The sequence below is a fragment of the Stenotrophomonas sp. STEN031 genome (genome assembly GCF_056759975.1).
Genome location: NZ_JBRREA010000009.1, coordinates 75289 through 100509 on the forward strand (window position 1 = coordinate 75289; position 25221 = coordinate 100509).

A 25221-nucleotide genomic window follows, 5' to 3' on the forward strand; every position below is an offset into this window, starting at 1 on the left:
ATATGAAAACGGGCCGGAGAACCGGCCCGTTGCTGTTGCCTCGACGCTGCCGGCTCAGTGCTGGCCGGCAGGGTCGGTGATCGGCGTGACCGGCTGCGGAGCGTCGCCACCCTTGCCGTCGTCAGTACGGTCGTTGTTGCCACCCTTGTCCACCCAACCCGCAGGCGGCGACGGCTTGCGGCCTTCCATGATCGCCTTGACCTGCTCGGCATCGATGGTCTCCCAGTCCAGCAGCGCAGCGGTCATCGCCTCGACGATATCGCGCTTCTCTTCCAGGATCTTGTAGGCAACCTGGTACTGCTCGTCGAGGATGCGCCGGATTTCCGCGTCCACCTTCTGCTGGGTCGCCTCGGAAATGGTCTTGCTGTGCATGCCATAGCCGCCTTCTTCATCGGCGTAGACCATGGTGCCCATCACATCGGACATGCCGTACTTGGTGACCATGCCACGGGCCAGCTTGGTCGCCCGCTCGAAGTCGTTGGAAGCGCCGGTCGACATCTCACCGACGAAGATCTCCTCGGCAATACGGCCGCCGAACAGGATCGCCAGTTCTTCCAGCATGCGGTCGCGGTACTTGCTGATGTGGTCGTGCTCCGGCAACTGCCAGGTCACGCCCAGCGCCCAGCCGCGCGGCATGATGGTGACCTTGTGCACCGGGTCGGCCTTGGGCAGCGACATGGCGACGACGGCGTGGCCGGACTCGTGGTAAGCGGTGTTGCGACGCTCATCCTCGCGCATGACCATGCTGCGACGTTCCGGACCCATGTAGATCTTGTCCTTGGCGTCCTCGAAGTCCTTCATGTCGACTTCCTGCTTGTTGCGACGAGCCGCAAACAGGGCGCCTTCATTGATCAGGTTGGCCAGGTCGGCACCGGAGAAACCCGGGGTGCCGCGTGCCAACACTTCCGGACGCACGTCATCGGCAGCTGGCACCTTGCGCAGGTGCACGCGCAGGATCTGCTCGCGGCCCTTGATGTCCGGCAGGCCGACCATGACCTGGCGATCGAAACGGCCCGGGCGCAGCAGCGCCTTGTCCAGCACGTCCGGACGGTTGGTGGCGGCGATCACGATCACGCCCTCACCGCCCTCGAAGCCGTCCATCTCGACCAGCATCTGGTTCAGGGTCTGCTCGCGCTCATCGTGGCCACCGCCCATGCCCGAGCCGCGGTGACGGCCCACGGCATCGATTTCGTCGATGAAGATGATGCACGGCGCGTGCTTCTTGGCCTGCTCGAACATGTCGCGCACGCGGCTGGCACCGACGCCGACGAACATCTCGACGAAGTCCGAACCGGAAATGGCGAAGAACGGCACCTTGGCCTCGCCGGCGATGGCGCGGGCCAGCAGGGTCTTGCCGGTACCCGGCGGGCCGACCATCAGCACGCCGCGCGGAATCTTGCCGCCCAGCTTGGTGAACTTGGAGGGGTCACGCAGGAACTCGACCAGTTCACCGACTTCTTCCTTGGCCTCGTCGCAGCCGGCGACGTCGGCAAAGGTGACCTTGATCTGGTCCTCGCCCTGCAGCTTGGCGCGGGACTTGCCGAAGGACATCGCGCCCTTGGCGCCGCCGCCACCGCCCTGCATCTGCCGCATCATGAAGATCCAGAAGCCGATCAGCAGCAGTATCGGCAGGAACTGCAGCACGATGCCCCAGAAACTCGGGCCAGCCGGTTCCTGACGGGCAACTTCAACATTCTTGGAATACAGCTGGTCCAGCAGCTTGGGGTCAGCCGGTGCATACAGGGCACCGTCGGAACCGTCAGCGCGCTTGAAGCGCAGATGGTTGGTGGTGAGGGTGGTCTTGTCGGTGTATTCGACCGACTTGATCCGGCCCGCGTCCACTTCCTGCAGGAACTGCGTGTAATTGCGGGCGTCGCCAGCAGCCGCTGCGCCGCTGCGCGGGGCAAAGCTCTGGAACACCACCATCAGCACGACGGCGACAACCACCCACAACAGGAGGTTCTTGGTCAGGTCGTTCATCCTCATCGGCTCCGGTGTCCCTCTAGATACTAATTTCTGATAAGTCGTATGGTTGAGCTTACTTCATCTGGCTGCGCTTGCCCTGCCCGAGGGCATAAACCTCAGGTGAACGCTTGCGCGAAGCATCCGGCTTGCGAATGGCCACTTTTTCATAACGACGGCGCAGTTCACGCACGTAGTCATCAAAGCCGACGCCCTGGAACAACTTGATCAGGAACGCCCCACCGGGCTTGAGGTGGTTGTCGGCAAAATCCATCGCCAACTCCGCCAGGTGCATCATCCGCGGCTGGTCAACCGCATCCATACCACTCTTATTGGGGGCCATATCCGACAGCACAAGGTCCACCGGCTGATCGCCGAGCATGGCTTCAAACTGCGATAGGACGGTTTCTTCCCTGAAGTCCCCGTGAAGGAACTCCACGCCCGCCAGCGGCGGCATCTCCAGGATGTCCAGGGCCAGGACGCGACCGGTGTCGCCCATCTGCCTGCGCACCTGCTGCGACCAGCCCCCGGGCGCGGCGCCCAGATCGACCACCACCATGTGCGGCTTCAGCAGGCGGTCACGCTCCAGCAGCTCCTCCAGCTTGTAGGCCGCGCGCGAGCGCATGCCCTCCTTCTGGGCCTTTTTCACAAAAGGATCGGAAAAGTGTTCTTTCAGCCAGCGCTGGCTGCTTTTGCTACGGGAAGGCATCGGCAATGGGGCTCACAGGGGTGGTCATGATACCCTGAACCCCCTTGATTACCTGTAGTCCTGCATGTCCATCGTCCTGACCTCGGCCCAGAACCGATTCCTGCGCGGCATTGCGCACGACCTGAAAGCACTGCTGCAGATCGGCGGCAAAGGGGTCACCCCGGCCTTTTTGGCCGAGCTGGATGAGGTGCTGGAACGCCACGAACTGGTCAAGGTGAAGGTTGCAGCAGAAGACCGCGAGGCCCGCGACGCGCTGATCGATGAGCTGATCCAGGCCAGCGGCGCCGCCTTGGTGCAGCGCATCGGTCATGTTGCCGTGCTGTACCGCCCGGCCAAGGAAAAGCGCCAGATCGTACTGCCGCGCGGCTGATCGCCGAGGAATATCCATGCAGTTCAGTCGCGAACTTCCCGATTACACCTACTCCCTGCGCTCGGCCGATGGCCACCATGCGCAGGTGAATGACCGCGCACTGAGTCGCAGCTTCATCCTTGCGCCGAACAACCTTATAGAGGACTGGCCGGTTGCGTCGGTGGCCGAGTTGCGTGCCGAGGATCTGGAGGCAGCACTGGAGTTGAATCCAGCGCTGGTGATCCTGGGTACGGGCGAGAAGCAGATCTTCCCGCCGGCCGCGATCATGGCGGCCTGCCTGACCCGTGGCATTGGCATCGAGGTGATGAACAACGCCTCGGCCGCACGCACGTACAACGTGCTGGCCGGCGAAAACCGCCGCGTGGTGATGGCCATCATCCTGGAAAGCACCCCGTAGCGCGCAGCCACGCTGCGCCGGTGCATTATTGTGGGAGCGGAAGCTGACGATCAGTCAGCGTGCAGGCCGTCGGCAATCCCAACAACGCCTGATCCGCAGCACCTGCTGGCGAGGCCAAACGCCTCCCTGTAGTGCCGAGCCATGCTCGGCAAGGGCCTTACAGGCAATGCATCAGATGGTTCATCAGCTTCGCGGCTTACATCGCTCCCACGAGTCCGGTGCGTGCTGGCGCACCACCGGGAAAGCGGCTGCCGAGCATGGCTCGCCACTACAGGAGTTGCGATCTAGCGAGCCAGCGGCTCACCTTTCAGCCAACACACCAGCAGCGTCGACAGGGCCACACAAGCATGGAAGCCGGCGAACGCGACCGGGCTGGTCGTGGGCGGAAACAACAGAAAGCCTGCCGGCAACAGGACTGCCAGCAGCGCGTATACCACCCAGCCCTGCCAGGCCAGGGGCCAGCTCCAACCTTGCCCATTACTTGCGGCCTGGAACCAGTACCTCGGCTTCTGCATCTGCCCCCTCTTCAAACATGGATGCGATCACGGCACCGAAGCAATCCCGGTACCGCCCTCAACTATTGGGTCTGACACATCTGCTGCGGGTCCCGCCCGATGATCAGGACGGGACCGCAGACATCTAGCGGCTCGGCAGATAGACCAGCGGATCAACCGGCTTGCCGTTGTAGCGGATCTCGAAGTGCAGCATGTCGCGCGAGGTGCCGGTACGGCCCATCTCTGCGATCTGGTCACCGGCCTTGACGCTCTGACCTTCATTGACCAGGCGCTTGCGGTTGTGGCCATAGGCCGACAGCCACTGGTCGTTGTGTTTGATGATGATCAGCTCGCCATAGCCCACCAAGCCAGCGCCGGAGTACACCACCACGCCAGGGCCCGCGGCACGCACTGCCTGACCACTGCTGCCTGCGATATCCACGCCCTGCTTGGTGGCTTCACCGGCGACGAAGCGCCCGACCAGGGCACCGTCAGCCGGCCAGCGCCAGGCAATGCCACTGTTGACCGGCGTAGGCGTCGCTGCCGGCGGCGGCGTAGCCGGACGGGTGGTGCTCGTCGTCGAGCCGGTGCCCGCCGGCCGACTGGCCGTCGCACCGCCCGGGTACAGCCGCAGGGCCTGACCCGGGTAGATCGTGTAAGGCTCGGACAGGCCATTCCAGGCCGCGAGATCACGCGGGGTGATGTTGTTGATCCGGGCAATGCCGAACAACGTATCGCCACGTCGCACGATTGCGGTCTGCCCAGGCTTGGCCACGGAGGTGCGCGGCGTGGTCGAGGTGGACGTGCCCGAGCTACCGCCCGAGGGCTTCACTACCGTGGCGGTACCGCACGCCGCCAACGAGACCACTGCCAGAACAGCCAGTGCCCTGCCCAAGCCCTTGCCCAACATCAATGCATTCATGCGAATTTAGCCCTCCAGACCAGCCATGCCACCAGGCCCACCACCAATGCGGTGGCAATCCAGCCCAGCGGCTCAATCCAGCGCCGCAACCGTTCAGCCGCCTGTGCGCCGCCGAAGCGGATCACCGCCGCCAACAAATAAACCCGCTTGCCGCGCCCAACCAGCATGCTCAACACATACTGCGGCAGCGGCACGCCGACGATACCCGAGGCCCATGTGAAGACCTTCATCGGGATGGGCATGAAGCCGCCCAGCACCAGGAAGGTAAACACCGCCCACGGCGACTCCGCCATCTTGGCCTGCAGGGTCGCGATGCCGCTTTCAATGGCCGGCAGCATGCCCATCGCCTCGAACATCGGCTTGAGCACCTCGAACGCATAATGACCCAGTGCATAACCGACCATCGCACCGGCCATCGAGCCAATCAGGCTCAGCGTCGCGAAGCGCCAGCCCTTGCGCGGCTGCGCCACGCACATCGGCATCAGCATCACTTCCGGCATCACCGGGAAGATGATGGCCTCGATGAAACTGAGCACAGTCAAATAGGTAGGCGCGCGCTCATTGGCGGCCCATACCATGGCGCGGTCGTATAACGGCCCGAAGATCTTCATTCCGTGAGTAGTCCTGTTCTCAGTCCAGCATGCCCGGCAACAACGGTACGAAACTCACCGGTGCCAGTTCTTCCTGGGTAATGGTGCCATCGGCCTGCCGGGTCAGTTGCAACAACACCTGTCCACCCGGCCCGCCAACCGGCGCCACCAGGCGCCCGCCCACGGCCAACTGGTCGATCAAGGCATCCACCAGCGCCGGCGCAGCCGCGGTCACCACGATGGCATCGTACGGCCCGTGTTCGGGCCAGCCGATGCGGCCGTCGTCATGCTTGGTGCGGATGTTCATGCCCAGATGCCGGAAACGCTTGCGCGCTTGCCGCAGCAGGTCGCCAATGCGCTCGACAGTGAACACCTCAAGGCCCAACGCGCCGAGAATGGCGGCCTGGTAACCAGAGCCGGTACCAACTTCCAGTACCTTTTTCGGCGCAACCGCCAGCACCACCTCGGTCATCCGCGCCACCACCCAAGGCTGGGAGATGGTCTGGCCATGGCCGATAGGCAGAGCGGTGTCCTCGTAGGCGCGTGAGGCCAGCGCCTCATCAATGAACAGATGGCGTGGCACCACCCGCACGGCGTTGAGCGTGGCCTCGTCAGCGATGCCCACTTCGCGCAGCCGATCCACCAGACGGTCGCGCACCCGCTGCGAGGTCATGCCGATACCCACGGCCTCCGGCTGCAGGCGCAGGCGCGGCGTCATTCAGGCTTCCCCAGGGTTTCAGTCAGCCCACCCACCCAACTGGCGACCTTTTCCAACGCCGAATAGCGGGTCAGGTCGACCTGGATCGGGGTGATCGAAATATGCCCGGTACGCACCGCATGGAAATCGGTGCCAGGACCAGCGTCCTGCTCGCTGCCGGCCGGGCCGATCCAGTACACGGTGTTGCCGCGCGGGTCGGTTGCCGGAACGCAGGCTTCGGCACGATGACGGTTGCCAAGCCGGGTCACTTCAAAGCCGCGGATCTCGTCCCAGGGCAGGTCCGGCACGTTGACGTTGAGAATGGTGTCGGCTGGCAGGGGATCGGCGATGAGCCGGGACACGATTTCCACCGCGGCGCGTGCGGCGCTGAGGAAATGCTTGGCTTCATGCTTGTGCGTGACCAGCGACACCGCCACCGACGGCAGGCCGAGACCGCGCCCTTCCATCGCTGCCGACACGGTGCCCGAATAGATCACGTCGTCGCCGAGGTTGGCGGCATTGTTGATGCCAGACACCACGATGTCCGGCTCGTACTCGAGCATGCCCGTCAACGCCAGGTGCACGCAGTCGGTAGGCGTGCCCGCGACCGCGCAGGTGTAATGGTCAATGCGGCGCAGACGCACCGGTTGATCCAGCGTGAGTGAGTTGGAGGCGCCGGAGCGATCACGGTCCGGTGCCACCACGGTGACTTCATGTCCGGCGCTGCGGAGCTGCTCGGCCAACATCTTGATGCCGGGGGCGTCCACACCATCGTCATTTGATACAAGTACGCGCATTAAAGGCCTGGGTTACTGGATCAACACGCGACGCTCCCACTCAGCGCCGCAATCGCCGGAACCTCCGGTTAGTACATCACCGTGACGGACCGACCTGAGCAACCATGATACCGGAATGCGCCGCGGCACTTTCCACCCCCGCAGGGCTTGCCTGCGACTGTGCGCACGTTACGCTGTACAAATGTCGTACCCAGATGAAGAAGATGACGCCGCACTGTTCCGTTCGGCCATTGGCGAGGTAACGCCGATGCGCCAGATGGAGGCACCGGCTGCGGGCAAGCCACGGCCCAAGCCGCGCGCGCGCATGGCCGAGCAGGATGAATCCGAGGCATTGGGTGAATTCGCCCGCCTGTTACGTTCCAGCAAACCCCTGGAAGCCGGCGACAATGCCAGCTACCGCCGCGACAATCTGCCGCCGCAGATGTTCCAGCGGCTCAAGCGAGGCCAGTATTCCGTACAGGACGAACTGGACCTCCACGGCGCCACCGCCGCCCAGGCCGAAAACCTGCTGCGCCAATTCCTGCTGGAGGCACGGGCGCATGAACACGGCTGCGTGCGCATCATCCACGGCAAGGGCCTGCAGTCAGATGGCGGCGCGCCGGTGTTGAAGAACCTGGTCGACCGCATGCTGCGTCAACGCAATGATGTGCTCGCATTTCACTCCGCACCGCCCACCCAGGGTGGCACCGGCGCGGTACTGGTGCTGCTGGCCAACCGCTGAAACGACCAAGGCAGGCGGCGGGAGCCGCGTCGTAGCTTTGTAGCCCGGGTAAGCGCAGCGCACCCGGGAGGCAAGGTCCAATGGTGTTTCAAAGCTTCATGTGAACAACCCCGGGTGCGCTGCGCTTACCCGGGCTACAAGCTCGCCAGCCCTTCAGTCGGCGGCGCTTTCTTCGCTGGATGGTTCGGCGTCAGCTGCCGCGCTACCGGCAATTTCATTGCGGCTGGCATCGGTCACTACGCCCAGTTCATGCAGCACCGCGGTGGCGTAACAGCCGGACGGCAGCGCAAACGACACTTCCAGTACGTCCTCGGCCAGCCATTGGTGCTGCATCAACAAAGGCTTGAGCCGCAGCGAGCGTCGCTCCTGCTTGAGCCCGGCCTGCTCCAGCCCGGCGCGCAAGGCCAGGGCCTGCGCATCGGACAGCGCCTGTTCTTCCAACGCCCGCGCGACATCGCTCGAACGCAGCTCGCCCACACCCCACAAGGGCGCACTGGGATGGATGTCGAAACGTGCCAGACGCTCGGCCAACACATCCGTCATCGGCTCCGGACCGAACACCGAGCGGCTGCCATCCAGCATCCACACCTCGCCTTCCAGCGCGGTGTCCCAGTTGCCCTGCTCCACCCGTGCGGCCAGCACGCGGTTGAACAAGGCCGAGCGCGCGGCCGACAACAGCATCGAACGCTGGTCCTTGCGCACACGGCGGCCGGCAAACATCTGCAGTGCTGCCGGCACATTGCCGCCATCGCGGCCAAAGCGCTGCTCGCCAAACCAGTTCGGCAGGCCGCGCGCGGCAACGACCTGCAGGCGCTGCTCAATGGCTGCCTTGTCGCCCTGCACGCCGCGCAGCACCAGCTTGAAGCGGTTGCCCGCCAACGCGCCGCGCTGCAGCTTGCGGTTGTGCCAGGTCGAGGCCAGCACGTGCAATTCGTCCGATTCCAGCAAGGCCAGATCCGGCGCGACCCGCTTCGGCAGGTGCACGCTGAAACGCTGCGTGGTCACGGCATGGCGATCCTTCTGCCCGGCATAGCTCACGCCCATTTCCGGCACGCCCGCCCACTGCGCCAGCTGCCTGGCGATGGCCACGGTATTGGCGCCGCGCTTGCGGATGTCCAGCAGCAGGTGCTCGCCTTCGCCGGTTGCCTCGAAGGCGGGGATTTCGTCGACCTGGAAATCTTCCGGCACGCTGCGGATCGCAGCGCTCAGCACCGGCGCGCCAAACGCCAAGGGCAGCGCGGTCATGCCGCCACCAGCAAGGCCACGGCCTGCGCGGCAATGCCCTCCTCGCGGCCGGTGAAGCCCAGCTTCTCGCTGGTGGTGGCCTTGATGCTGACCCGGTCCAGGTCGATCGCCAGCAACTGCGCGACCTGCTCGCGCATGGCCTGCGCATGCGGGCCAACCTTGGGACGCTCACAGATCACCGTGATGTCGACATTGCCAACCACCCAGCCGCGCGCGCGCAGCAGCTCATTGCAATGACTGACAAAGCGACTGCTGTCCGCCCCCTTCCAGCGCTCATCGGAAGGCGGGAAATGCACGCCGATATCCCCCAACGCCAGCGCGCCGAGCATGGCATCGCACAGCGCATGCAAGGCGACGTCGCCATCGCTGTGCGCCAGCACGCCACGACTGTGCGGCACGCGCACGCCGGCCAGCATGATGTGGTCACCCTCGCCAAAGGCATGCACGTCATAGCCTTGGCCGATACGGATGGGAGGGAAGGAAACAGGAGAATTCATGGCAGGTACTTCTTGGCAGAGCCGGCGCCACTGCGCCGGCAAGGGATCAGCTGCCGCGCCGCGACAGCTCGAATTCGAAACGGGCCAGGTCAGCCGGCGTGGTGACCTTGAAATTGCTTTCCGCGCCTTCGACCAGCAAGGGCCGCACGCCCTGACGCTCCATCGCCATGGCCTCGTCGGTGACGTCGACGCCGGCTGCAGCCGCATCGAGCAAGGCCCGGGTCAGTTGATGACGACGGAACAGCTGCGGGGTGAGCGCGCGCCACAGACGCTCGCGCGGCTCGGTGCAATCAATGCCGCCGTCGTCGCCGGCACGCTTGAGGGTGTCGCGCACAGGCGCAGCCAGGATGCCGCCGACAGGATCGGCACGGCCCACTTCCAGCAGGCGGCTCAGATCAGCGGCCGCCAGATTCGGCCGTGCTGCGTCATGCACGAGCACGAAGTCGTCGGCACGCACGCTGTCCGGCAAAGCCTGCAGGCCAGCCAACACTGACGCTGCGCGGGTCTCTCCTCCCACGCAGGTCAGTACGGGCTTGTCGGCGAACGAGCTCCAGCCCGGCCAGTCGGCGTCGTTCTCGGCAATGGCCACCATCACCCCGGCCACGCCGGGATGCGACAGCAAGGCCTGCAAGGTGTGCGCCAGCAGGGGCTCACCCTCGGCCAACAGATATTGCTTGGGCATCGGCCCGCCAAAGCGGGTACCGCGCCCGGCGGCCGGCACCACGGCCCAGGTCTGCACGATCATGGGATGTTCTCCGGCGGCGACTGCGGGTCGCCCTGCCCTGCTGCCGCTGCATTGGCAGGCGTGGCGGCGGGCGCAACCGGGGCCGCCACCGGCGCATCCTCGACCACCCGGTAGAACTTCTCACCGGGTTTGATCATGCCCAGCTCGCTGCGCGCACGCTCTTCGATGGCCGCCTCGCCGTCCTTCAGATCCTGGACTTCGGCGGCCAACGAATCGTTGCGCTGCTGCAGACCATCGTTGTCACGTTTCTGGTTGGCCACCTGCGCTTCGAGCATCATCACTTCGCCCGAGTTGCCCTGGCCAAACCAGAAGCGGTACTGCAGCAATGCCAGCAGTACCGCCAGCACCAGCAGCAGCCAGCGCCAATTACGCATGACGATCAGCGCTTGAGCGAGACAAACGCGTCACGGCCAGCGTAGCGCGCGCCGCTGCCGAGGGCTTCCTCGATGCGCAGCAGCTGGTTGTACTTGGCCACGCGATCACTGCGGCACAGCGAGCCGGTCTTGATCTGGGTGGCGGTGGTGGCCACGGCGATGTCAGCGATGGTGGTGTCTTCGGTTTCACCCGAGCGGTGCGAGACGATGGCGGCATAACCCGCCTTGTCGGCCATGGCGATCGCTTCCAGGGTCTCGGTCAGGGTGCCGATCTGGTTGACCTTGATCAGGATGGCGTTGGCGGTGCCCGACTCGATGCCTTCGGCAAAGATCTTCGGGTTGGTCACGAACAGATCGTCACCCACCAGCTGCACCTTGTTGCCGATGCGCTGGGTCAGCAGCTTCCAACCGGCCCAGTCGTTCTCGGCCAGGCCGTCTTCGATGGTGATGATCGGGTACTGCGCGGTCCAGTCGGCCAGGAAGTCGACGAACTGCTCGGAGGTCAGGCGCTTGTTCTCACCGACCAGGTTGTACTTGCCGTTCTCGTAGAACTCGCTGGAGGCCACGTCCAGGCCCAGCAGGATGTCTTCACCGGCGTTGTAACCGGCCTTGCCGATCGCTTCCAGAATGGTGTCCAGCGCTTCGACGTTGCTGCGGAAGTCCGGGGCGAAGCCGCCTTCGTCACCCACCGCCGTGCTCAGGCCATGACCCTTGAGCACCGACTTGAGCGCGTGGAAGATCTCGGTGCCGGCACGCAGCGATTCGCTGAACGAGCTGAAGCCGACCGGCAGCACCATGAACTCCTGGAAGTCGACGTTGTTGTCGGCATGCGCGCCGCCGTTGATGATGTTCATCATCGGTACCGGCAGCGACGGTGCAACGCCGGTCTTGGCGCCCAGGTACTGCCACAGCGCCTGCTTCTTCGACGCCGCAGCGGCATGCGCGGCCGCCATCGAAACACCGAGCAGCGCGTTGGCGCCCAGGCGGCCCTTGTTCTCGGTACCGTCCAGATCGATCAGGCGGCGGTCCAGACCCTGCTGGTCTTCGGCATCAAAGCCGACCAGGGCCGAGGCGATCGCGCCATTGATGTTGGCAACGGCGTTGCGCACGCCCTTGCCCAGGTAGCGGGTCTTGTCGCCATCGCGCAGTTCCACGGCCTCCTTGGTACCGGTCGAAGCACCGGACGGAACGGCGGCGCGGCCGAACGAGCCGTCGGCCAGGGTGACTTCGGCTTCCAGCGTGGGGTTGCCACGGCTGTCGAGGATTTCACGGGCGTGGATCTTGGCGATATTGGTCATGTCTGGGGGTCAGGCTCGTCTAGGTGCGTCGGGTTGTCGACGGGGAACACAAAAACCGTGCCGCAGTTTAGCCGAAGCGCGGGCCAACGCGGCGCGTTGCTTTCGCCTGAAAGCGGCCGGGACGCTGAAACGGACAAGGCCCGCGCGGGGCGGGCCTTGTTTGATGCCTCCTGTAGTGCCGAGCCATGCTCGGTAGAGGCGTTACCGGTGAAGCCCCTTACCGAGCATGGCTCGGCACTACCGCTGTTGCCCCCTCCCTTTCGCGCAGCGAAGGGGAGGGCTGGGGAGGGGTTGGCATTTTGCTGGGGAAGCCCTTGCCGAGCATGACTCGGCACTACCTTTTCAGGCGCGGGCTTCCTGCAGCAGCTTGCCGCCGGCCTTCTTCTCGCGCGCGGCGCGGATGAAGCCGATGAACAGCGGGTGGCCGCCACGCGGGGTGGACAGGAACTCCGGGTGTGCCTGGCAGGCCAGGAACCACGGGTGCTGGTCGCGCGGCAGCTCAACCACTTCCACCAGCGTGTCATCCATCGACTTGCCAGCGATCACCAGACCCGCGTCTTCCAACTGGGTGCGGTAGCGGTTGTTGAACTCGTAACGGTGGCGGTGACGCTCGGCCACCACGTCCTTGCCGTACAGCTCACGGGCCAGGGTACCCGGCTTCAGGCGCTGCTCCTGCAGGCCCAGGCGCATGGTGCCGCCCAGGTCGGACTTCTCGTCGCGCTTCTCGATCTCACCGGTAGCGGTACGCCATTCGGTGATCAGGCCGATCACCGGATTCGGCGACTGGCGGTCGTTTTCGGTGCTGTTGGCACCTTCCAGGCCAGCCACGTGACGGGCGAAATCGACCACCGCCGCCTGCATGCCATAGCAGATGCCGAAGTACGGCACCTTCTGCTCACGGGCGTACTGCGAGGTCAGCACCTTGCCTTCGAAGCCGCGATCACCAAAGCCGCCAGGCACCAGGATGCCGTCCACGCCGTCCAGCGCGGACAGGCCGGACTCTTCCAGCTCCTGCGCTTCCAGCCACTTCAGGTTCACCTTGGTGCGCTGGCGCAGGCCGCCGTGCTTGAGCGCCTCGCCCACCGACTTGTACGCATCCTGATGGTCGACGTACTTGCCGACCACGGCGATGGTGACTTCGTCCAGCGGATGCAACGCGGCATCCAGCACTGCCTCCCACTCGGACAGGTCGGCCGGACCAGCCTTGTCACCCAGCTTGAGCTGATTGACCACGATCTCGTCCAGGCCCTGCGCATGCAGGCCCATCGGCACGCGGTACAGCACTTCCACGTCCGGCACGCTGATCACCGCACGCTCGGATACATTGGTGAACAGCGAAATCTTGCGGCGCTCAGAATCCGGAATCGCCTGCTCGGAACGGCATAGCAGCACGTCCGGCTGGATGCCGATAGAGCGCAGTTCCTTGACCGAGTGCTGGGTCGGCTTGGTCTTCAGCTCACCTGCTGCACCGATGTACGGCACCAGGGTGAGGTGCATGAACAGCGCCTTCTCCGGGCCACGCTCGGTGCGCACCTGGCGGATGGCCTCCAGGAACGGCAGCGACTCGATGTCGCCGACGGTGCCGCCGATTTCCACCAGCGCCACGTCAAAGCCTTCGGTGGCCTCGTCGATGCAGCGGCGGATTTCGTCGGTGATATGCGGAATGACCTGCACGGTGGCGCCCAGGTAATCCCCACGGCGCTCCTTGCGGATCACGTTCTCGTAAATGCGCCCGGTGGTCACCGAATTCTTGCGGCTCAGGCGGTTATGTACGAAACGCTCGTAATGGCCCAGATCGAGGTCGGTCTCGGCACCGTCGTCGGTGACATAGACCTCGCCGTGCTGGAAGGGGCTCATCGTGCCTGGATCGACGTTGATGTACGGATCCAGCTTCATCATGGTGACCTTCAGGCCACGCGCCTCGAGGATCGAGGCCAGGGACGCGGCCGCAATGCCCTTGCCAAGCGAGGACACCACACCACCGGTAACAAAAATAAGGGGGGTCACGGCTCACTGCCTCCCGGAAAGCCCTAGTTTAAAGGTTGTCGCCAAAACACCCAAGCACTGGATGCGGCGGATTAAAAAAAAGACGCCCCGACCTGCGCCGGGGCGTCCTTGAAACACCGGGAAACCGCGTCAGCGACGGCGACGGGCTTCCTCTTCCTCTTCTTCACGCGGCGCCGGCTGGTCAGCCTTGGCCTTGTCCTGGGCAGCGGCGGCAGCGCGGCGCTTGGCCTTCTGCTCGGCATCGCTCTGCGCCTTGTCCACGGGGGCCGCCTGTGCAGCCTCGGCCGCCTTGCCCCTGTCAGCGCTCTGCGCCATCACGAAGGGAACCGCGGCAACCGCAGCGACAACAACACCCAGGGCCAGCAATTTTGATGTTTTCATCCAAAACCTCCTCGGCTTGCCCAGCCAGACACGGCGGGCCTGTTTAGGAACCGTGTACAGCATAACGCGTCACAGCTGCCCCGGCCCTGAATGCCCTGCGTGCAAAAATCGCCGCCAGACCGCACACTCCCACGTCGATTTGCGCCCTACCGAGATTCATGAACGCCCGTTACAACGCCGCTGACATCGAAGTCCTCTCTGGCCTGGACCCGGTCAAACGCCGTCCTGGCATGTATACCGACACCGCCCGCCCGAACCATCTGGCGCAGGAAGTGATCGACAACTCGGTCGACGAGGCCCTGGCCGGCCACGCCAAAACCGTGGAAGTCACCCTGTTCAAGGATGGCAGCTGCGAAGTCAGCGACGACGGCCGCGGCATGCCGGTGGACATCCACCCGGAAGAAAAGATCCCGGGCGTGGAACTGATCCTGACCCGGCTCCATGCCGGCGGCAAGTTCAACAACCGCAACTACACCTTCTCCGGCGGCCTGCACGGCGTTGGCGTATCGGTGGTCAACGCCCTGTCGACGCTGGTGGAGATCCATATCCGCCGCGACGGCAGCGAGCACCGCATCAGCTTCCGCGACGGCGACCGCGCCAGCCCGCTCGAAGTGGTCGGCAGCGTCGGCAAGAAGAACACCGGCACCCGCCTGCGCTTCTGGCCGGACCCCAAGTACTTCGACACGCCCAAGTTCAACGTCCGTGCGCTGCGCCACCTGTTGCGCGCCAAGGCCGTGCTGTGCCCGGGCCTGACCGTGAAGCTGACCGACGAAGCCACCGGCGAAGTCGACACCTGGTACTACGAGGACGGCCTGCGCGACTACCTGAAGGCCGAGCTGGGCGAGCGTGAAATGCTGCCGGCCGACCTGTTTGCCGGCTCGCTGAAGAAGGAAACCGAGATTGTCGACTGGGCGGTGGCCTGGCTGCCGGAAGGCGAGCTGGTGCAGGAAAGCTACGTCAACCTGATCCCGACCGCCCAGCACGGCACCCACGCCAACGGCCTGCGCACCGGCCTGACCGAGGCGCTGCGCGAGTTCTGCGACTTCCGCAACCTGCTCCCGCGCGGCGTCAAGCTGGCCCCGGAAGATGTCTGGGACCGCGTCTCCTTCGTGCTGTCACTGAAGATGACCGATCCGCAGTTCAGCGGCCAGACCAAGGAACGCCTGTCCTCGCGCCAGGCCGCCGGCTTTGTCGAAGGCGCCGCCCACGACGCCTTCAGCCTGCTGTTGAACCAGAACGTGGAACTGGGCGAGAAGATCGCGCAGATCGCCATCGAGCGTGCCAGCGCGCGCCTGAAGACCGAAAAGCTGGTCACCCGCAAGAAGGTCACCCAGGGTCCTGCCCTGCCCGGCAAGCTGGCCGACTGCATCAGCCAGGACCTGTCGCGCACCGAGCTGTTCCTGGTGGAGGGCGACTCGGCAGGCGGCAGCGCCAAGCAGGCCCGCGACAAGGATTTCCAGGCCATCCTGCCGCTGCGCGGCAAGATCCTGAACACCTGGGAAGTCGCCTCGGGCAGCGTGCTGGCATCGGAAGAAGTGCATAACCTGGCCATCGCCATCGGCTGCGACCCGGGCAAGGACGACCTATCCGGCCTGCGCTACGGCAAGATCGTGATCCTGGCCGACGCCGACTCCGACGGCCTGCACATCGCCACCTTGCTGACCGCCCTGTTCCTGCGTCACTTCCCGTCACTGGTGGATGCCGGCCACGTGTTCGTGGCAATGCCGCCGCTGTTCCGCGTCGACGTGGGCAAACAGGTGTTCTACGCGCTGGACGAGGAAGAGAAGCGCTCGCTGCTGGACAAGATCGAGCGCGAGAAGATCCGCGGCCAGGTCAGCGTCACCCGCTTCAAGGGCCTGGGCGAGATGAATCCCTCGCAGCTGCGCGAATCCACCATCCATCCGGATACGCGCCGCCTGGTGCAGCTCACCGTGGACGACAGCGAGCAAACCTCGGCATTGATGGACATGCTGCTGGCAAAGAAGCGCGCCCCGGACCGCAAGGGCTGGCTGGAGAGCAAGGGCGACCTGGCTTCGCTGGAAGCCTGATCCAAGCAATCTCGCTGCACCGAAAGCCCGCCCTCACCGGCGGGCTTTTTGTTGGCCGCGCGCCGCCATTTTTCTCTTTTGTGGGAGCGGCATAAGCCGCGAAGCCGGCATTGCCGACAAGACAGGGCCTTTTGCCACCTGATGGTGTGCGAGCTTCGCGGCTCACGCCGCTCCCACAAACAACACAACAACACCCCGCCCCACCCAACAAAAAACCCGCCATCACTGGCGGGTTTCTGTTTGCAGACTGCGAACCAATAACCTCAGTTCCAACCCGCCATTTCGAACAGGCGCAGGATCAGGTAAGCACAACCACCTGCCGCCGGGATCGTCAGGATCCAGGCCCACAGGATGCGCTCGATCACGCCCAGGCGCAGCGAACGCGGGTTCTTGGCAAAGCCAACGCCCATGATCGCGGTGGAGATGCTGTGGGTGGTCGAGACCGGCATGCCGAAGTGCGCAGCCAGGGTCAGGATGGTGGCCGAGCTGGTCTCCGCGGCAAAGCCGTGGATCGGGTGCAGCTTGACCATCTTGTGACCCAGGGTCTTGATGATCTTCCAGCCGCCCGAAGCGGTACCGGCCGCCATCACCACCGCGCAGGTCAGCACGATCCACATGGCGATACCGTCGCCACCATGGGCATCCGGGTGCATGAAGGCCAGCCACGACGGCAGGTCATTCAGTGCGCCGGTTGCCTCGGCACCGATCAAGGTCATGGCGATGATGCCCATGGTCTTCTGCGCATCGTTATGACCGTGGGCAAAGCCCATGTACGCCGCCGAGACAATCTGCGCCTTGCCGAAGAAGGCATTGACCCAGCGCGGACGCGCCAGCCGGCCAAGCATGCCGCCCACGCGGGCCATGCCGGCGATGATCGCCCACAACAGGCACATCACCACCACGCCGAGCAGGAAGCCGGCGATCGGCGAGGTGATCATCGGCACGAACACCTTCCACAACAGGCCCTTGTTCTGCGCCCAGTTGCCAAGGTTCTGCGACCAGATCAGCGCATCCCAATTGTTATGCGCAGCGGCCAGACCGGCGCCACACAGGCCACCAATCAGGGCATGCGAGGAGGAGGACGGCAGGCCCTTCCACCAGGTGATCAGGTTCCAGACGATGCCGCCCAGCAGCGCGCACAGGATCACCTGCGGAGTCACATCGACCACGTCGGTGTTGAGCAGGCCATTGGCGATGGTCAGCGCGACGGCGGTGCCGGTCAGCGCGCCGATCAGGTTCATGAAAGCGGCCAACATCACCGCCCAACCGGGCGACAGGACCTTGGTTGCCACCACGGTGGCAATGGAATTGGCGGTGTCGTGGAAGCCGTTGATGAACTCGAAGACGAGCGCGGCCAGAATCACCACCAGGACGAGGGTGAGCATAGAGCGTCCCCGTCAGCTGTTCTTGAGCACGATCTGGTAAGCCACCACGCCGGCTTCGCGGCAACGGTCGATGGCCTTTTCCAGGATCTCGAAGAATTCCTTGAGCAGGAACATCTGCAGGTTGTCCAGGCGACCGGAGTAGATGTCGCGGTACAACTCCAGCATCAGGCGGTCAGCCTCGTTCTCCAATGAACGCAGCTTCTCGTTGAGCGCGGTCATGCGGTCCAGGTTCATGTGGCGCAGGTCGTTGACCATCTCCACCACCACGCCTGCGGCCTGCTCCAGCATCGCCGCGCGCGGGGCGAAATCGATCTGGTCCAAATGCTGCACAGCCAGCGAATAGCGATCGGCGAACTTCTCGATCTGCTTGGGGATCTTGTACAGCGCCGAACCCAGCGCTTCGATGTCCTCGCGCTCGATCGGGGTCATGAAGCTGTCGACCAGCGCCTGGCTGATCTTGTCCGAGGCGGCGCGTTCGCGCAGACGGGCGAGCTTGAACGCATCCAGCGCCGGCTGACGATCGGCCTCGCGCATCATGCTGTGCAGTGCCTTGGCACCGTCATAGGCGGCCTGCGCGGCCTCGTCGAGGTAGGTATAGAACTGCTTGCCGGAGCCAAAGATGGTCTGCAACGAAAACATGGGGAGCCTATTCGCCGTCGCGGGAGGGACGGCACCAAGGGCGAATTATGACGGTTTGATGGCATTCAGGGTATTCCCACCGTGTTTTTTGGCCCCGAAATGTGAACGGCCGGGCGTACCTGGCCCGCCGGGTTTGCTAAGATTGCCCAGCGCCTTCGTGGCGCACCCTATGGACGACGACCCTTATCCCCCGCCACAGCGCCGGATCCCGCCCCTGAGCGGCCGCCGCCACCGCAAGCACCCGCCCTCCCTGCCACCAACCCGGGGAGAGACCCGTGTTTGAATTTTTCATCGTACTTGCCCTGATTCTGCTGAACGGGTTCTTTGCCATGTCCGAGATGTCGGTCATGACCTCTCGCAAGAGCCGCCTCAAGCAGCTGGCCAGCTCCAGCAAGCGCGCCGCCCGCGCGCTGGCCCTGTCGGAAAAGCCCGAGAACTTCCTTTCCACGGTGCAGATCGGCATTACCCTGATCGGCATCCTGACCGGCGTGTACGGCGGCGATGCCATCGGCGGCGCCATCGCCCAGCAGCTGCAGGCCTTGTTCCCTGCGTTGTCGGCCAACTTCTCGCTGTTTGGTGCCACCCAACCCTGGTCGGAGTTCATCGGCAAGACTCTGGCGGTCGCACTGATCACCTATCTGACACTGATCTTTGGCGAACTCGTACCCAAACGTGTTGCACTGACCCGCTCCGAAGACATTGCCGGCATTGTGGCGGTGCCGATGAGCTGGCTGGCCCGTATCGCCGCCCCCGGCGTCTGGCTGCTGTCGCACTCCACCCGGCTGGTGCTGCGCCTGCTCGGCCTGGGCAAGACCGAATCGGCCTCGGTCAGTGAAGAGGAGATCCGCATGCTGGTGGCCGAAAGCCATGAGCAGGGCGTCATCGACAGCCACGAGCGCGACATGATGAACCGCGTCATGCGTCTTGGCGACCGTACCGCCGACAGCCTGATGACCCCACGCAACCGCATTGCCTGGCTGGACACCACCGCCGACCCCGAGAAGAACCTGCACGCCATGCGTGAGCACGCGTTCTCGCGCTATCCGGTATACCGGGGCAATGACCAGGACATCGCTGGCATCCTCGAGGTCAAGAGCCTGGTCACCCGTCTCAGCGGCGGCAGCCACAGCCTGTTCGAGAACCTGCGCGAGACCCTGTACGTCTCCGAGTCCACCCATGCAATGAAGCTGCTGGAAATCTTCCGCGAGGAGCACCAGTCAATGGCGCTGGTGGTGGACGAATACGGCGAAATCCAGGGCCTGGTCACCATCTCCGACTTGATGGGTGCCGTGGTCGGTCGCCTGCAGGCGACCGAAAACACCGACGACGACGCCCTGGTGGTGGCCCGTGAGGACGGTTCGTTGCTGGTGGACGGCTCGCTGCCGGTGGATGACCTGCAGGAGCTGATGAACGGCGCCGAGTTGCCCGACGCGGAGGAAGGCGATTACTACACGCTGGCCGGCATGTGCATGCACTATTTCGGTCGCATTCCGCACGCGGGCGAATATTTCGACTGGGCCGGCTGGCGCATCGAAATCGTCGACCTGGACGGTGCCCGCATCGACAAGCTGCTGCTGCGCCGGCTACCGGAAGAAGACGCTGATGACACCACCGGTTGATCCGGACGGCGCTGCGCCGGACGCTGCCAGCACAGAAAACGGCGGTTATCGCAACGAAGGCATCCGTACCCTGCTGGCGATGTTTGAGCGCGGCGATCCGGATGAGCACCTGCCCTTGGGCAAGGTGCTGCAAGGCCTGGACCAAAGCGCCTTTGGCGTCTTTCTGTTCATCGCCATCCTGCCGGCTTTCATTCCGATCCCGGGCATCGGCGGCGCGGTCAGCAGCCCCCTGGTCTTCCTGATCGGCAGCCAGCTGCTGTTCGGCATGTCACGCCCCTGGCTGCCGGGCTTCATTGCCCGGCGCGGCCCCAAGCGCAGCACCGTGCACAAGTTCCTGAGCAAGATCAGCCGACCGCTGCAACGGCTGGACCGGATGTTGAAGCCGCGCCTGGCTGTACTGATCGCGCCATTGCCGGCACGCATGCTCAGCGGCGTCCTGCTGCTGCTGGTCGGCCTGCTGCTGTCGCTGCCGATCCCGTTCACCAACTACCTGTTCGGCTTCCAGTTGCTGCTGTTCGCGTTGGCACTGATCGAGCGCGATGGCGCGCTGATGGCGTTCAATTGGGTGGCAGCGATTGCTGCCGGCCTGTTCTTCGGATTTGGCTCTGGCCAGCTGATCAGCGAAAGCATCGCATTGTTCCAGCGCCTGACCAGTTGACTGCCCCCAGCAGTCGGTAGTGCCGAGCCATGCTCGGCAAGAGGCTTTACAGGCAAAAAAGCACCCCTCCCCAGCCCTCCCCTTGGCTACGCCAAAGGGAGGGAGCAGAAGCGTAGTGCCGAGCCATGCTCGGCAGAGGCTTTACAGCCAAAAAATCACCCCTCCCCAGCCCTCCCCTTCGCTGCGCGAAAGGGAGGGGGCAAACGGCTTACGCCGCCACCCGCTGCCAGGCCTGCATGGCCAGGTCGAACGAACGCAACCGCGCGGCCGGATCGTAGATATTGGCGGCCAACATCATTTCATCCGGACGATGGCGCTCGACGAAGGCCACCAGCCCTTCGGCCACCTGTGCCGCATCACCGACGATGCTGCAGGCCAGCGCACGTTCGACACCGGCCTTCTCATGCGGCGCCCAGAACGCTTCGATGTCATCCACCGGTGCCGGAATTCGTCCCGGCGTACCGCGTCGCAGATTGACGAATGCCTGCTGCTGGCTGGTGAACAGGCGCTTGGATTCGGCCTCCGAATCACTGGCAACCACATTCAACGCCAGAATCGCGTAAGGCGCCTGCAAGTGCTCGGAAGGACGGAAATCGCGGCGATACAGCGCCAGCGCCTCATCCATGGCATCCGGGGCGAAGTGCGAGGCGAACGCGAACGGCAGGCCCATCGCCGCCGCCAAACGCGCACTGAACAGACTGGAGCCCAGCAACCACACCGGCACCGCAATGCCACCACCGGGCACGGCCTGTACCGACTGCCCCGGCTGCACCGGTGCAAAGTAATGCAACAGTTCGGCCACATCCTCCGGGAACTGGTCGGCGCTGTCGAAATAGCGACGCAATGCGCGCGCAGTCGGCTGGTCGGTACCAGGTGCGCGCCCCAGACCGAGATCAATGCGATCCGGATACAACGACGCCAGCGTGCCGAACTGCTCGGCCACCTGTAACGGCGAATGGTTGGGCAACATCACCCCACCGGCACCCACACGGATCCGCGAGGTGCCGCTGGCCACGTGCCCGATCAGCACCGAGGTTGCCGCGCTGGCGATGCCCGGCATGTTGTGGTGCTCGGCCAGCCAATAGCGGTGATAGCCCCAGCGGTCGGCATGCTGGGCCAATTCCAGCATGTTGGCGAAGGCCTGCTGCGGGGTTGAACCCTCGCAGACCGGGGCCAGATCAAGGATGGAAAGGGGAATCATTCTGCGGTCTCCATGGACGATGCAAAGGACATGGGGCTGGTCCCTGCATTCTCCATGCGCGCAACACGGCGCGCGCCGGGACACTGTTTCCCACGCCCCCATCCGAGCGTGGGTGTGGGCGTGGTCCTTGGCCTGGATCAGGCCTGGACGTCGTCCTGCCGATCCACCAGCGGCTGCAGCTGCGCATCCAGCGCCACGCGTTCATCAAACACGAAACAGCGGCCGTCATAGCCTTCACCACCGACCTCCTCGAAGTAACCGAGGATGCCACCTTCCAGCTGCAGCACGTTGTGCATGCCATCGTTCTGCATCCACAGCGCTGCCTTCTCACAGCGGATGCCGCCGGTGCAGAAGCTGACCACAGTGGCATCGGCCAGCGACTCGCGGTGCGGCTCCAGTGCGGCCGGCAGATCGGTGAACTTGGCGATCGGCAGGGTCAACGCCCCCGCAAAGGTGCCGTGGGCGAACTCCTGCCAGTTGCGGGTATCCAGCATCACCACGCGCTTGCCGTCATCATCGTGGCCTTGCCGCAGCCAACGCTGCACGGTGGCCGGGGCCACGCTGGGCGCGCGCGGGTAATCCAGCGGCTGGCCATCGTCACGGCGGAAGCTGATGATTTCCGGCTTGAACTTGGCCTTCAGCCTGGCGAACGGCTGCATCTGGCTGTGGCTGTACTTGATGCGCATGTCGGCGAAGCGCGCATCGGCCTTGAGCTGGCTGTAGAAGCCATCAATGCTTTCGCTGCTACCGGCCAGGAACAGGTTGATGCCTTCTTCGGCGATCAGGATGGTGCCGCGCAGCTCCAGCGCCTTTGCGCGTTCATGCAAGGTGGCGGTCAAGGCTTCGGCATCAGCCAGCGGGACGAAGAGGTAGGCAGCGGTATTGACGATCATGGGCATAGTTTAAACGAGCGGCCCCCAGCCGTTGTAGGAGCGGCGTTAGCCGCGAAGCTGGCAGCGCCTGAAAGGCCCAAAAACAACCCCTCCCCTTGCCTGTGGCAAAGGGAGGGAGTGTAGTGCCGAGCCATGCTCGGCAAGGGCGTTCCCGGTCAAGCCTCAGCCGACCATGGGTCGGCACTACAGGTGAAGCCTCCGCCGATACGTGAACGGGATTTGTAGGAGCGGCGTAAGCCGCGAAGCTGGCAATGCCCGAAAGACCCAAAAGCCCCCCCTAACCCTCCCCTACCCCTGCGGAGCAAGGCAGGGAGCTGAGAGCAATCACCCCCGCAGCAGGAAATACGGCAGCAACACCAGGGCCGAGACAACCACCATGCCCAGCAGCACCGCCATCACGAACAACGGCCGGCTCCGCAGCATCGAACCGAACGTCTCGGCACTGCCATCACGCAGCGCCGCCTCCCGCTCTTCACGCACCCGTTGCCCGCGTTCAGCCTGATAGGTCGCCATCAAGGCCTTCGCGCGGGGCTGGTCGTCGTTGTCGCGCAGCCAGATGCCGCCACTGGAAATGCCCCAGGGGCTGGCTTCGGTGCGGTACCAGGCGATGCCGTTGCGGTCGAGCAGTTCGCCGACCTCGGCGCTTTCGTCGTCGCCGACATTACGTAGATTGAGCAGCAATTTGGCCATGCCGCCATGATACCCGGCAGCGATGCGCTACCCTGCACGCCCTTTTCCAACGGAGCGCGCCATGCGCCGTCTGTTCATCCCGCTGCTGCTGTCGCTGTTGGCCGCCGGCTGCACCCCGCCGGGCCCGCCTCCGGGCGGCACCATTGCCAAGTTCGAGCAGATCGACACCCTGCCCGGCACGGGGGCTGAAGCAGTGGCCGGCAGCAAGGTCAGCGTGCATTACACCGGCTGGATCTACGACGAGCGCAAACCCGACAAGCACGGCGAGAAGTTCGACAGCTCGGTGGACCGCGGCGAGCCGTTCAGCTTCAACCTGGGCGACAAGCAGGTCATCCGCGGCTGGGACGAAGGCGTCGCCGGCATGAAGGTTGGCGGCAAGCGCACCCTGATGATCCCGGCCGAGTATGGCTATGGCAATCGCGGCGTTGGCCCGATCCCGGCCGGTTCCTCATTGGTCTTCGATGTAGAACTGCTTGATGTCAAACCTCGCTGACAAGACGGTTGCCGTCATTGGCGGCGGCCCGGCCGGCCTGTTCGCCGCCGAACGCCTTCGCGCGGCCGGGGTGGCGGTCAACCTGTACGAGGCCAAGGGCTCGCCCGGGCGCAAGTTCCTGATCGCCGGCAAGGGCGGGCTCAACCTTACCCATTCCGACCCGCGCCCGCTGTTCGACAGCCGTTACCGCGAACGCCAGTCCGCCGTAGCGACCTGGCTGGACGGCTTTGATGCCGATGCGCTTCGCCGTTGGGCGCAGGGTCTTGGCGTGGAAACCTATGTCGGCAGTTCCGGTCGCGTGTTCCCCGTGGACCGCAAAGCCGCGCCGCTGCTGCGCGGCTGGGTGCGCCGGCTGAAGGAACAAGGCGTGCGTTTCCACGTGCAGCACCGTTGGCTGGGCTGGAACCCGGACGGCAGCCTGCGCATGGCCACCGCCGATGGCGAAATCGCTGTTCGCACCGATGCCACGGTATTGGCACTGGGGGGCGGTAGCTGGCCGGAGCTGGGCTCCGACGGCAGTTGGATGCCGGTACTGCAGCAACGCGGCGTAGATACGGCACCTCTACAGCCAGCCAACTGCGGCTTCGACATTGATTGGACTGCCCATTTCCGCGACCGCCATGCCGGTGCACCGATCAAACCGGTGGTTGCGCACTGGACCGATCTGCAAGGGTGCGCGCAGTCGCTGCAGGGCGAATGCGTGGTCAGTCAGTACGGCATTGAAGGCAGCCTGATATACGCGCTGGTCGCCGATCTGCGCGAAACCCTCAATCGCGACGGCGCGGTGACATTGGAGCTGGATCTGGTGCCCGGCCGCGACGAAGCACGCTTGCTCGCCGACCTGGGGCGCTCACGCAAGGGCCGCAGCTTTGGCGAGCACCTGCGCCGCGCTGCCGGTTTGGACGCCGCCAAGGCCGGGTTGTTGTTTGAAGTACTGGGCAAGGATGCCGGCAATGATCTGGCAGCCGTCGCACGCACGCTCAAGCGCTTGCCCTTGAAGTTGCTGCGGCCACGCCCGATGGCCGAAACCATCAGCACAGCCGGTGGCGTGCGGCTGGAAGCGATGGATGACGGACTGATGCTCACCGCCCAGCCAGGCGTTTTCTGCGCGGGTGAGATGCTGGATTGGGAAGCCCCCACCGGCGGCTACCTGCTGACCGCCTGCTATGCCAGCGGCCTGCGCGCCGCAGAAGGTGTAATCCGCTGGCTGTAGTGCCGAGCCATGCTCGGCAGCGGCCTCACCGATAACGCCGCCCCGTAGTGCCGACCCATGGTCGGCAAGGGCCTTGCCGGTAACGTCGCCCCTTGCAGCAGCGGCGTCAGCCGCAAAGCTGAAAATCAATCCGACCACAAAAAAGCCCGCAGTTTCATCGCTGCGGGCTTCGCGGC

The 25221-nt window shown here is 64.6% G+C and carries 26 protein-coding genes; 8 read left to right on the forward strand and 18 right to left on the reverse strand.

Annotation, left to right across the window (positions count from 1 at the left end; translation table 11 throughout):
- Nucleotides 1-54: 54 nt before the first annotated feature.
- Both ftsH and rlmE read right to left on the reverse strand, forming a co-directional pair.
- Nucleotides 55-1980: an ATP-dependent zinc metalloprotease FtsH gene (gene ftsH, locus ACVOLQ_RS06235; protein ID WP_313171550.1), complete on the reverse strand. Its 1926-nt coding sequence runs from the start codon at nucleotides 1978-1980 to the stop codon at nucleotides 55-57.
- 58 nt (nucleotides 1981-2038) lie between these two features.
- Entirely contained in the window at nucleotides 2039-2671 is a 633-nt protein-coding gene (rlmE, locus tag ACVOLQ_RS06240) for a 23S rRNA (uridine(2552)-2'-O)-methyltransferase RlmE (protein ID WP_313171548.1), read from the reverse strand.
- A 64-nt stretch (nucleotides 2672-2735) separates the two neighbouring features.
- On the opposite strand from rlmE, the gene yhbY reads away from it, so the two are divergent.
- On the forward strand, nucleotides 2736-3041 hold the full coding sequence (gene yhbY / locus ACVOLQ_RS06245) for a ribosome assembly RNA-binding protein YhbY (protein ID WP_313171546.1): 306 nt from the start codon (nucleotides 2736-2738) through the stop codon (nucleotides 3039-3041).
- A gap of 16 nt (nucleotides 3042-3057) precedes the next feature.
- Nucleotides 3058-3438: an Mth938-like domain-containing protein gene (locus tag ACVOLQ_RS06250; protein WP_313171544.1), complete on the forward strand. Its 381-nt coding sequence runs from the start codon at nucleotides 3058-3060 to the stop codon at nucleotides 3436-3438.
- A 639-nt stretch (nucleotides 3439-4077) separates the two neighbouring features.
- Here the strand turns inward: ACVOLQ_RS06250 and ACVOLQ_RS06255 are convergent.
- From ACVOLQ_RS06255 to surE, 4 genes are read right to left on the reverse strand one after another with little or no spacing between them, the layout of a single operon-like run.
- Complete coding sequence (locus tag ACVOLQ_RS06255) at nucleotides 4078-4854, reverse strand: peptidoglycan DD-metalloendopeptidase family protein (protein ID WP_313171542.1); 777 nt, start codon at nucleotides 4852-4854, stop codon at nucleotides 4078-4080.
- Nucleotides 4851-5465, reverse strand: a complete 615-nt coding sequence (locus tag ACVOLQ_RS06260) for a YqaA family protein (protein ID WP_313171540.1) — start codon at nucleotides 5463-5465, stop codon at nucleotides 4851-4853. Before ACVOLQ_RS06260 ends, ACVOLQ_RS06255 begins: the two co-directional genes overlap by 4 nt.
- 19 nt (nucleotides 5466-5484) lie before the next feature.
- Nucleotides 5485-6162: a protein-L-isoaspartate(D-aspartate) O-methyltransferase gene (locus tag ACVOLQ_RS06265; protein ID WP_313171538.1), complete on the reverse strand. Its 678-nt coding sequence runs from the start codon at nucleotides 6160-6162 to the stop codon at nucleotides 5485-5487.
- Nucleotides 6159-6938 carry a 5'/3'-nucleotidase SurE gene (surE, locus tag ACVOLQ_RS06270; protein ID WP_313171536.1) on the reverse strand — a complete coding sequence of 260 codons (780 nt, stop codon included), beginning with the start codon at nucleotides 6936-6938 and terminating at the stop codon, nucleotides 6159-6161. The genes ACVOLQ_RS06265 and surE overlap by 4 nt, the downstream gene beginning before the upstream one ends.
- A 181-nt stretch (nucleotides 6939-7119) precedes the next feature.
- Here surE and ACVOLQ_RS06275 point away from each other — a divergent pair, with 181 nt between their 5' ends.
- Nucleotides 7120-7659 carry a Smr/MutS family protein gene (locus ACVOLQ_RS06275; RefSeq protein ID WP_313171534.1) on the forward strand — a complete coding sequence of 180 codons (540 nt, stop codon included), beginning with the start codon at nucleotides 7120-7122 and terminating at the stop codon, nucleotides 7657-7659.
- A gap of 153 nt (nucleotides 7660-7812) precedes the next feature.
- Here the strand turns inward: ACVOLQ_RS06275 and truD are convergent, their stop codons facing one another.
- The 7 genes from truD to ACVOLQ_RS06310 all read right to left on the reverse strand — a co-directional run bounded on the left by truD (nucleotide 7813) and on the right by ACVOLQ_RS06310 (nucleotide 14206).
- The gene (truD, locus tag ACVOLQ_RS06280; protein WP_481527472.1) at nucleotides 7813-8904 is read right to left on the reverse strand and encodes a tRNA pseudouridine(13) synthase TruD; all 1092 of its coding nucleotides are present in this window, start codon (nucleotides 8902-8904) and stop codon (nucleotides 7813-7815) included.
- Nucleotides 8901-9401 carry a 2-C-methyl-D-erythritol 2,4-cyclodiphosphate synthase gene (gene ispF, locus ACVOLQ_RS06285; RefSeq protein WP_313171530.1) on the reverse strand — a complete coding sequence of 167 codons (501 nt, stop codon included), beginning with the start codon at nucleotides 9399-9401 and terminating at the stop codon, nucleotides 8901-8903. Before ispF ends, truD begins: the two co-directional genes overlap by 4 nt.
- A 46-nt stretch (nucleotides 9402-9447) precedes the next feature.
- A complete protein-coding gene (ispD, locus tag ACVOLQ_RS06290) occupies nucleotides 9448-10146 on the reverse strand; it encodes a 2-C-methyl-D-erythritol 4-phosphate cytidylyltransferase (protein WP_313171529.1) in 699 nt (232 codons plus the stop codon).
- Nucleotides 10143-10520: a cell division protein FtsB gene (gene ftsB / locus ACVOLQ_RS06295; RefSeq protein ID WP_293707297.1), complete on the reverse strand. Its 378-nt coding sequence runs from the start codon at nucleotides 10518-10520 to the stop codon at nucleotides 10143-10145. The genes ispD and ftsB overlap by 4 nt, the downstream gene beginning before the upstream one ends.
- Before the next feature lie 5 nt (nucleotides 10521-10525).
- Nucleotides 10526-11818, reverse strand: a complete 1293-nt coding sequence (eno, locus tag ACVOLQ_RS06300; protein WP_293707299.1) for a phosphopyruvate hydratase — start codon at nucleotides 11816-11818, stop codon at nucleotides 10526-10528.
- 342 nt (nucleotides 11819-12160) lie between these two features.
- Nucleotides 12161-13825: a CTP synthase gene (locus tag ACVOLQ_RS06305; RefSeq protein ID WP_313171524.1), complete on the reverse strand. Its 1665-nt coding sequence runs from the start codon at nucleotides 13823-13825 to the stop codon at nucleotides 12161-12163.
- Nucleotides 13826-13954: 129 nt separating this feature from the next.
- Entirely contained in the window at nucleotides 13955-14206 is a 252-nt protein-coding gene (locus ACVOLQ_RS06310) for a hypothetical protein (RefSeq protein ID WP_481527473.1), read from the reverse strand.
- A 158-nt stretch (nucleotides 14207-14364) separates the two neighbouring features.
- Between ACVOLQ_RS06310 and parE the strand changes: the two genes are divergently transcribed.
- Nucleotides 14365-16254, forward strand: a complete 1890-nt coding sequence (gene parE / locus ACVOLQ_RS06315; RefSeq protein WP_313494903.1) for a DNA topoisomerase IV subunit B — start codon at nucleotides 14365-14367, stop codon at nucleotides 16252-16254.
- Nucleotides 16255-16517: 263 nt separating this feature from the next.
- On the opposite strand, the gene ACVOLQ_RS06320 is transcribed toward parE, so the two are convergent.
- Nucleotides 16518-17639 carry an inorganic phosphate transporter gene (locus ACVOLQ_RS06320; protein ID WP_313171518.1) on the reverse strand — a complete coding sequence of 374 codons (1122 nt, stop codon included), beginning with the start codon at nucleotides 17637-17639 and terminating at the stop codon, nucleotides 16518-16520.
- Nucleotides 17640-17651: 12 nt separating this feature from the next.
- Nucleotides 17652-18278 carry a DUF47 domain-containing protein gene (locus tag ACVOLQ_RS06325; protein ID WP_057628278.1) on the reverse strand — a complete coding sequence of 209 codons (627 nt, stop codon included), beginning with the start codon at nucleotides 18276-18278 and terminating at the stop codon, nucleotides 17652-17654.
- A gap of 275 nt (nucleotides 18279-18553) precedes the next feature.
- Between ACVOLQ_RS06325 and ACVOLQ_RS06330 the strand changes: the two genes are divergently transcribed.
- Complete coding sequence (locus ACVOLQ_RS06330; RefSeq protein WP_481527474.1) at nucleotides 18554-19897, forward strand: hemolysin family protein; 1344 nt, start codon at nucleotides 18554-18556, stop codon at nucleotides 19895-19897.
- Complete coding sequence (locus ACVOLQ_RS06335) at nucleotides 19881-20555, forward strand: exopolysaccharide biosynthesis protein (protein WP_481527475.1); 675 nt, start codon at nucleotides 19881-19883, stop codon at nucleotides 20553-20555. The genes ACVOLQ_RS06330 and ACVOLQ_RS06335 overlap by 17 nt, the downstream gene beginning before the upstream one ends.
- A 208-nt stretch (nucleotides 20556-20763) precedes the next feature.
- Here ACVOLQ_RS06335 and ACVOLQ_RS06340 read toward each other — a convergent pair whose 3' ends face one another.
- The 3 genes from ACVOLQ_RS06340 to ACVOLQ_RS06350 form a co-directional block, all read right to left on the reverse strand.
- Entirely contained in the window at nucleotides 20764-21756 is a 993-nt protein-coding gene (locus tag ACVOLQ_RS06340; protein ID WP_481527476.1) for an LLM class flavin-dependent oxidoreductase, read from the reverse strand.
- Nucleotides 21757-21893: 137 nt separating this feature from the next.
- Nucleotides 21894-22649, reverse strand: a complete 756-nt coding sequence (locus ACVOLQ_RS06345) for a sulfurtransferase (protein WP_313171906.1) — start codon at nucleotides 22647-22649, stop codon at nucleotides 21894-21896.
- Between the two features lie 324 nt (nucleotides 22650-22973).
- The gene (locus tag ACVOLQ_RS06350; protein WP_481527477.1) at nucleotides 22974-23339 is read right to left on the reverse strand and encodes a DUF6164 family protein; all 366 of its coding nucleotides are present in this window, start codon (nucleotides 23337-23339) and stop codon (nucleotides 22974-22976) included.
- Between the two features lie 61 nt (nucleotides 23340-23400).
- Here ACVOLQ_RS06350 and ACVOLQ_RS06355 point away from each other — a divergent pair, with 61 nt between their 5' ends.
- A complete protein-coding gene (locus tag ACVOLQ_RS06355; RefSeq protein ID WP_481527478.1) occupies nucleotides 23401-23832 on the forward strand; it encodes an FKBP-type peptidyl-prolyl cis-trans isomerase in 432 nt (143 codons plus the stop codon).
- On the forward strand, nucleotides 23816-25045 hold the full coding sequence (locus ACVOLQ_RS06360; protein WP_481527479.1) for a TIGR03862 family flavoprotein: 1230 nt from the start codon (nucleotides 23816-23818) through the stop codon (nucleotides 25043-25045). Before ACVOLQ_RS06355 ends, ACVOLQ_RS06360 begins: the two co-directional genes overlap by 17 nt.
- Nucleotides 25046-25221: the final 176 nt, after the last annotated feature.

Bases quoted from the DNA above. Each gene is read 5' to 3' on its own strand.
- ACVOLQ_RS06335 (WP_481527475.1), top strand. From the start codon at position 19,881: ATGACACCACCGGTTGATCCGGACGGCGCTGCGCCGGACGCTGCCAGC.
- parE (WP_313494903.1), top strand. From the start codon at position 14,365: ATGAACGCCCGTTACAACGCCGCTGACATCGAAGTCCTCTCTGGCCTG.
- ACVOLQ_RS06320 (WP_313171518.1), bottom strand. From the start codon at position 17,639: ATGCTCACCCTCGTCCTGGTGGTGATTCTGGCCGCGCTCGTCTTCGAG.
- truD (WP_481527472.1), bottom strand. From the start codon at position 8,904: ATGACCGCGCTGCCCTTGGCGTTTGGCGCGCCGGTGCTGAGCGCTGCG.
- rlmE (WP_313171548.1), bottom strand. From the start codon at position 2,671: ATGCCTTCCCGTAGCAAAAGCAGCCAGCGCTGGCTGAAAGAACACTTT.
- ACVOLQ_RS06360 (WP_481527479.1), top strand. From the start codon at position 23,816: ATGTCAAACCTCGCTGACAAGACGGTTGCCGTCATTGGCGGCGGCCCG.
- ftsH (WP_313171550.1), bottom strand. From the start codon at position 1,980: ATGAACGACCTGACCAAGAACCTCCTGTTGTGGGTGGTTGTCGCCGTC.
- ACVOLQ_RS06310 (WP_481527473.1), bottom strand. From the start codon at position 14,206: ATGAAAACATCAAAATTGCTGGCCCTGGGTGTTGTTGTCGCTGCGGTT.
- yhbY (WP_313171546.1), top strand. From the start codon at position 2,736: ATGTCCATCGTCCTGACCTCGGCCCAGAACCGATTCCTGCGCGGCATT.
- ACVOLQ_RS06355 (WP_481527478.1), top strand. From the start codon at position 23,401: ATGCGCCGTCTGTTCATCCCGCTGCTGCTGTCGCTGTTGGCCGCCGGC.
- ACVOLQ_RS06265 (WP_313171538.1), bottom strand. From the start codon at position 6,162: ATGACGCCGCGCCTGCGCCTGCAGCCGGAGGCCGTGGGTATCGGCATG.
- ispD (WP_313171529.1), bottom strand. From the start codon at position 10,146: ATGATCGTGCAGACCTGGGCCGTGGTGCCGGCCGCCGGGCGCGGTACC.
- surE (WP_313171536.1), bottom strand. From the start codon at position 6,938: ATGCGCGTACTTGTATCAAATGACGATGGTGTGGACGCCCCCGGCATC.
- ACVOLQ_RS06255 (WP_313171542.1), bottom strand. From the start codon at position 4,854: ATGAATGCATTGATGTTGGGCAAGGGCTTGGGCAGGGCACTGGCTGTT.
- ACVOLQ_RS06260 (WP_313171540.1), bottom strand. From the start codon at position 5,465: ATGAAGATCTTCGGGCCGTTATACGACCGCGCCATGGTATGGGCCGCC.
- eno (WP_293707299.1), bottom strand. From the start codon at position 11,818: ATGACCAATATCGCCAAGATCCACGCCCGTGAAATCCTCGACAGCCGT.
- ispF (WP_313171530.1), bottom strand. From the start codon at position 9,401: ATGAATTCTCCTGTTTCCTTCCCTCCCATCCGTATCGGCCAAGGCTAT.
- ftsB (WP_293707297.1), bottom strand. From the start codon at position 10,520: ATGCGTAATTGGCGCTGGCTGCTGCTGGTGCTGGCGGTACTGCTGGCA.
- ACVOLQ_RS06340 (WP_481527476.1), bottom strand. From the start codon at position 21,756: ATGATTCCCCTTTCCATCCTTGATCTGGCCCCGGTCTGCGAGGGTTCA.
- ACVOLQ_RS06345 (WP_313171906.1), bottom strand. From the start codon at position 22,649: ATGATCGTCAATACCGCTGCCTACCTCTTCGTCCCGCTGGCTGATGCC.
- ACVOLQ_RS06350 (WP_481527477.1), bottom strand. From the start codon at position 23,339: ATGGCCAAATTGCTGCTCAATCTACGTAATGTCGGCGACGACGAAAGC.
- ACVOLQ_RS06325 (WP_057628278.1), bottom strand. From the start codon at position 18,278: ATGTTTTCGTTGCAGACCATCTTTGGCTCCGGCAAGCAGTTCTATACC.
- ACVOLQ_RS06250 (WP_313171544.1), top strand. From the start codon at position 3,058: ATGCAGTTCAGTCGCGAACTTCCCGATTACACCTACTCCCTGCGCTCG.
- ACVOLQ_RS06275 (WP_313171534.1), top strand. From the start codon at position 7,120: ATGTCGTACCCAGATGAAGAAGATGACGCCGCACTGTTCCGTTCGGCC.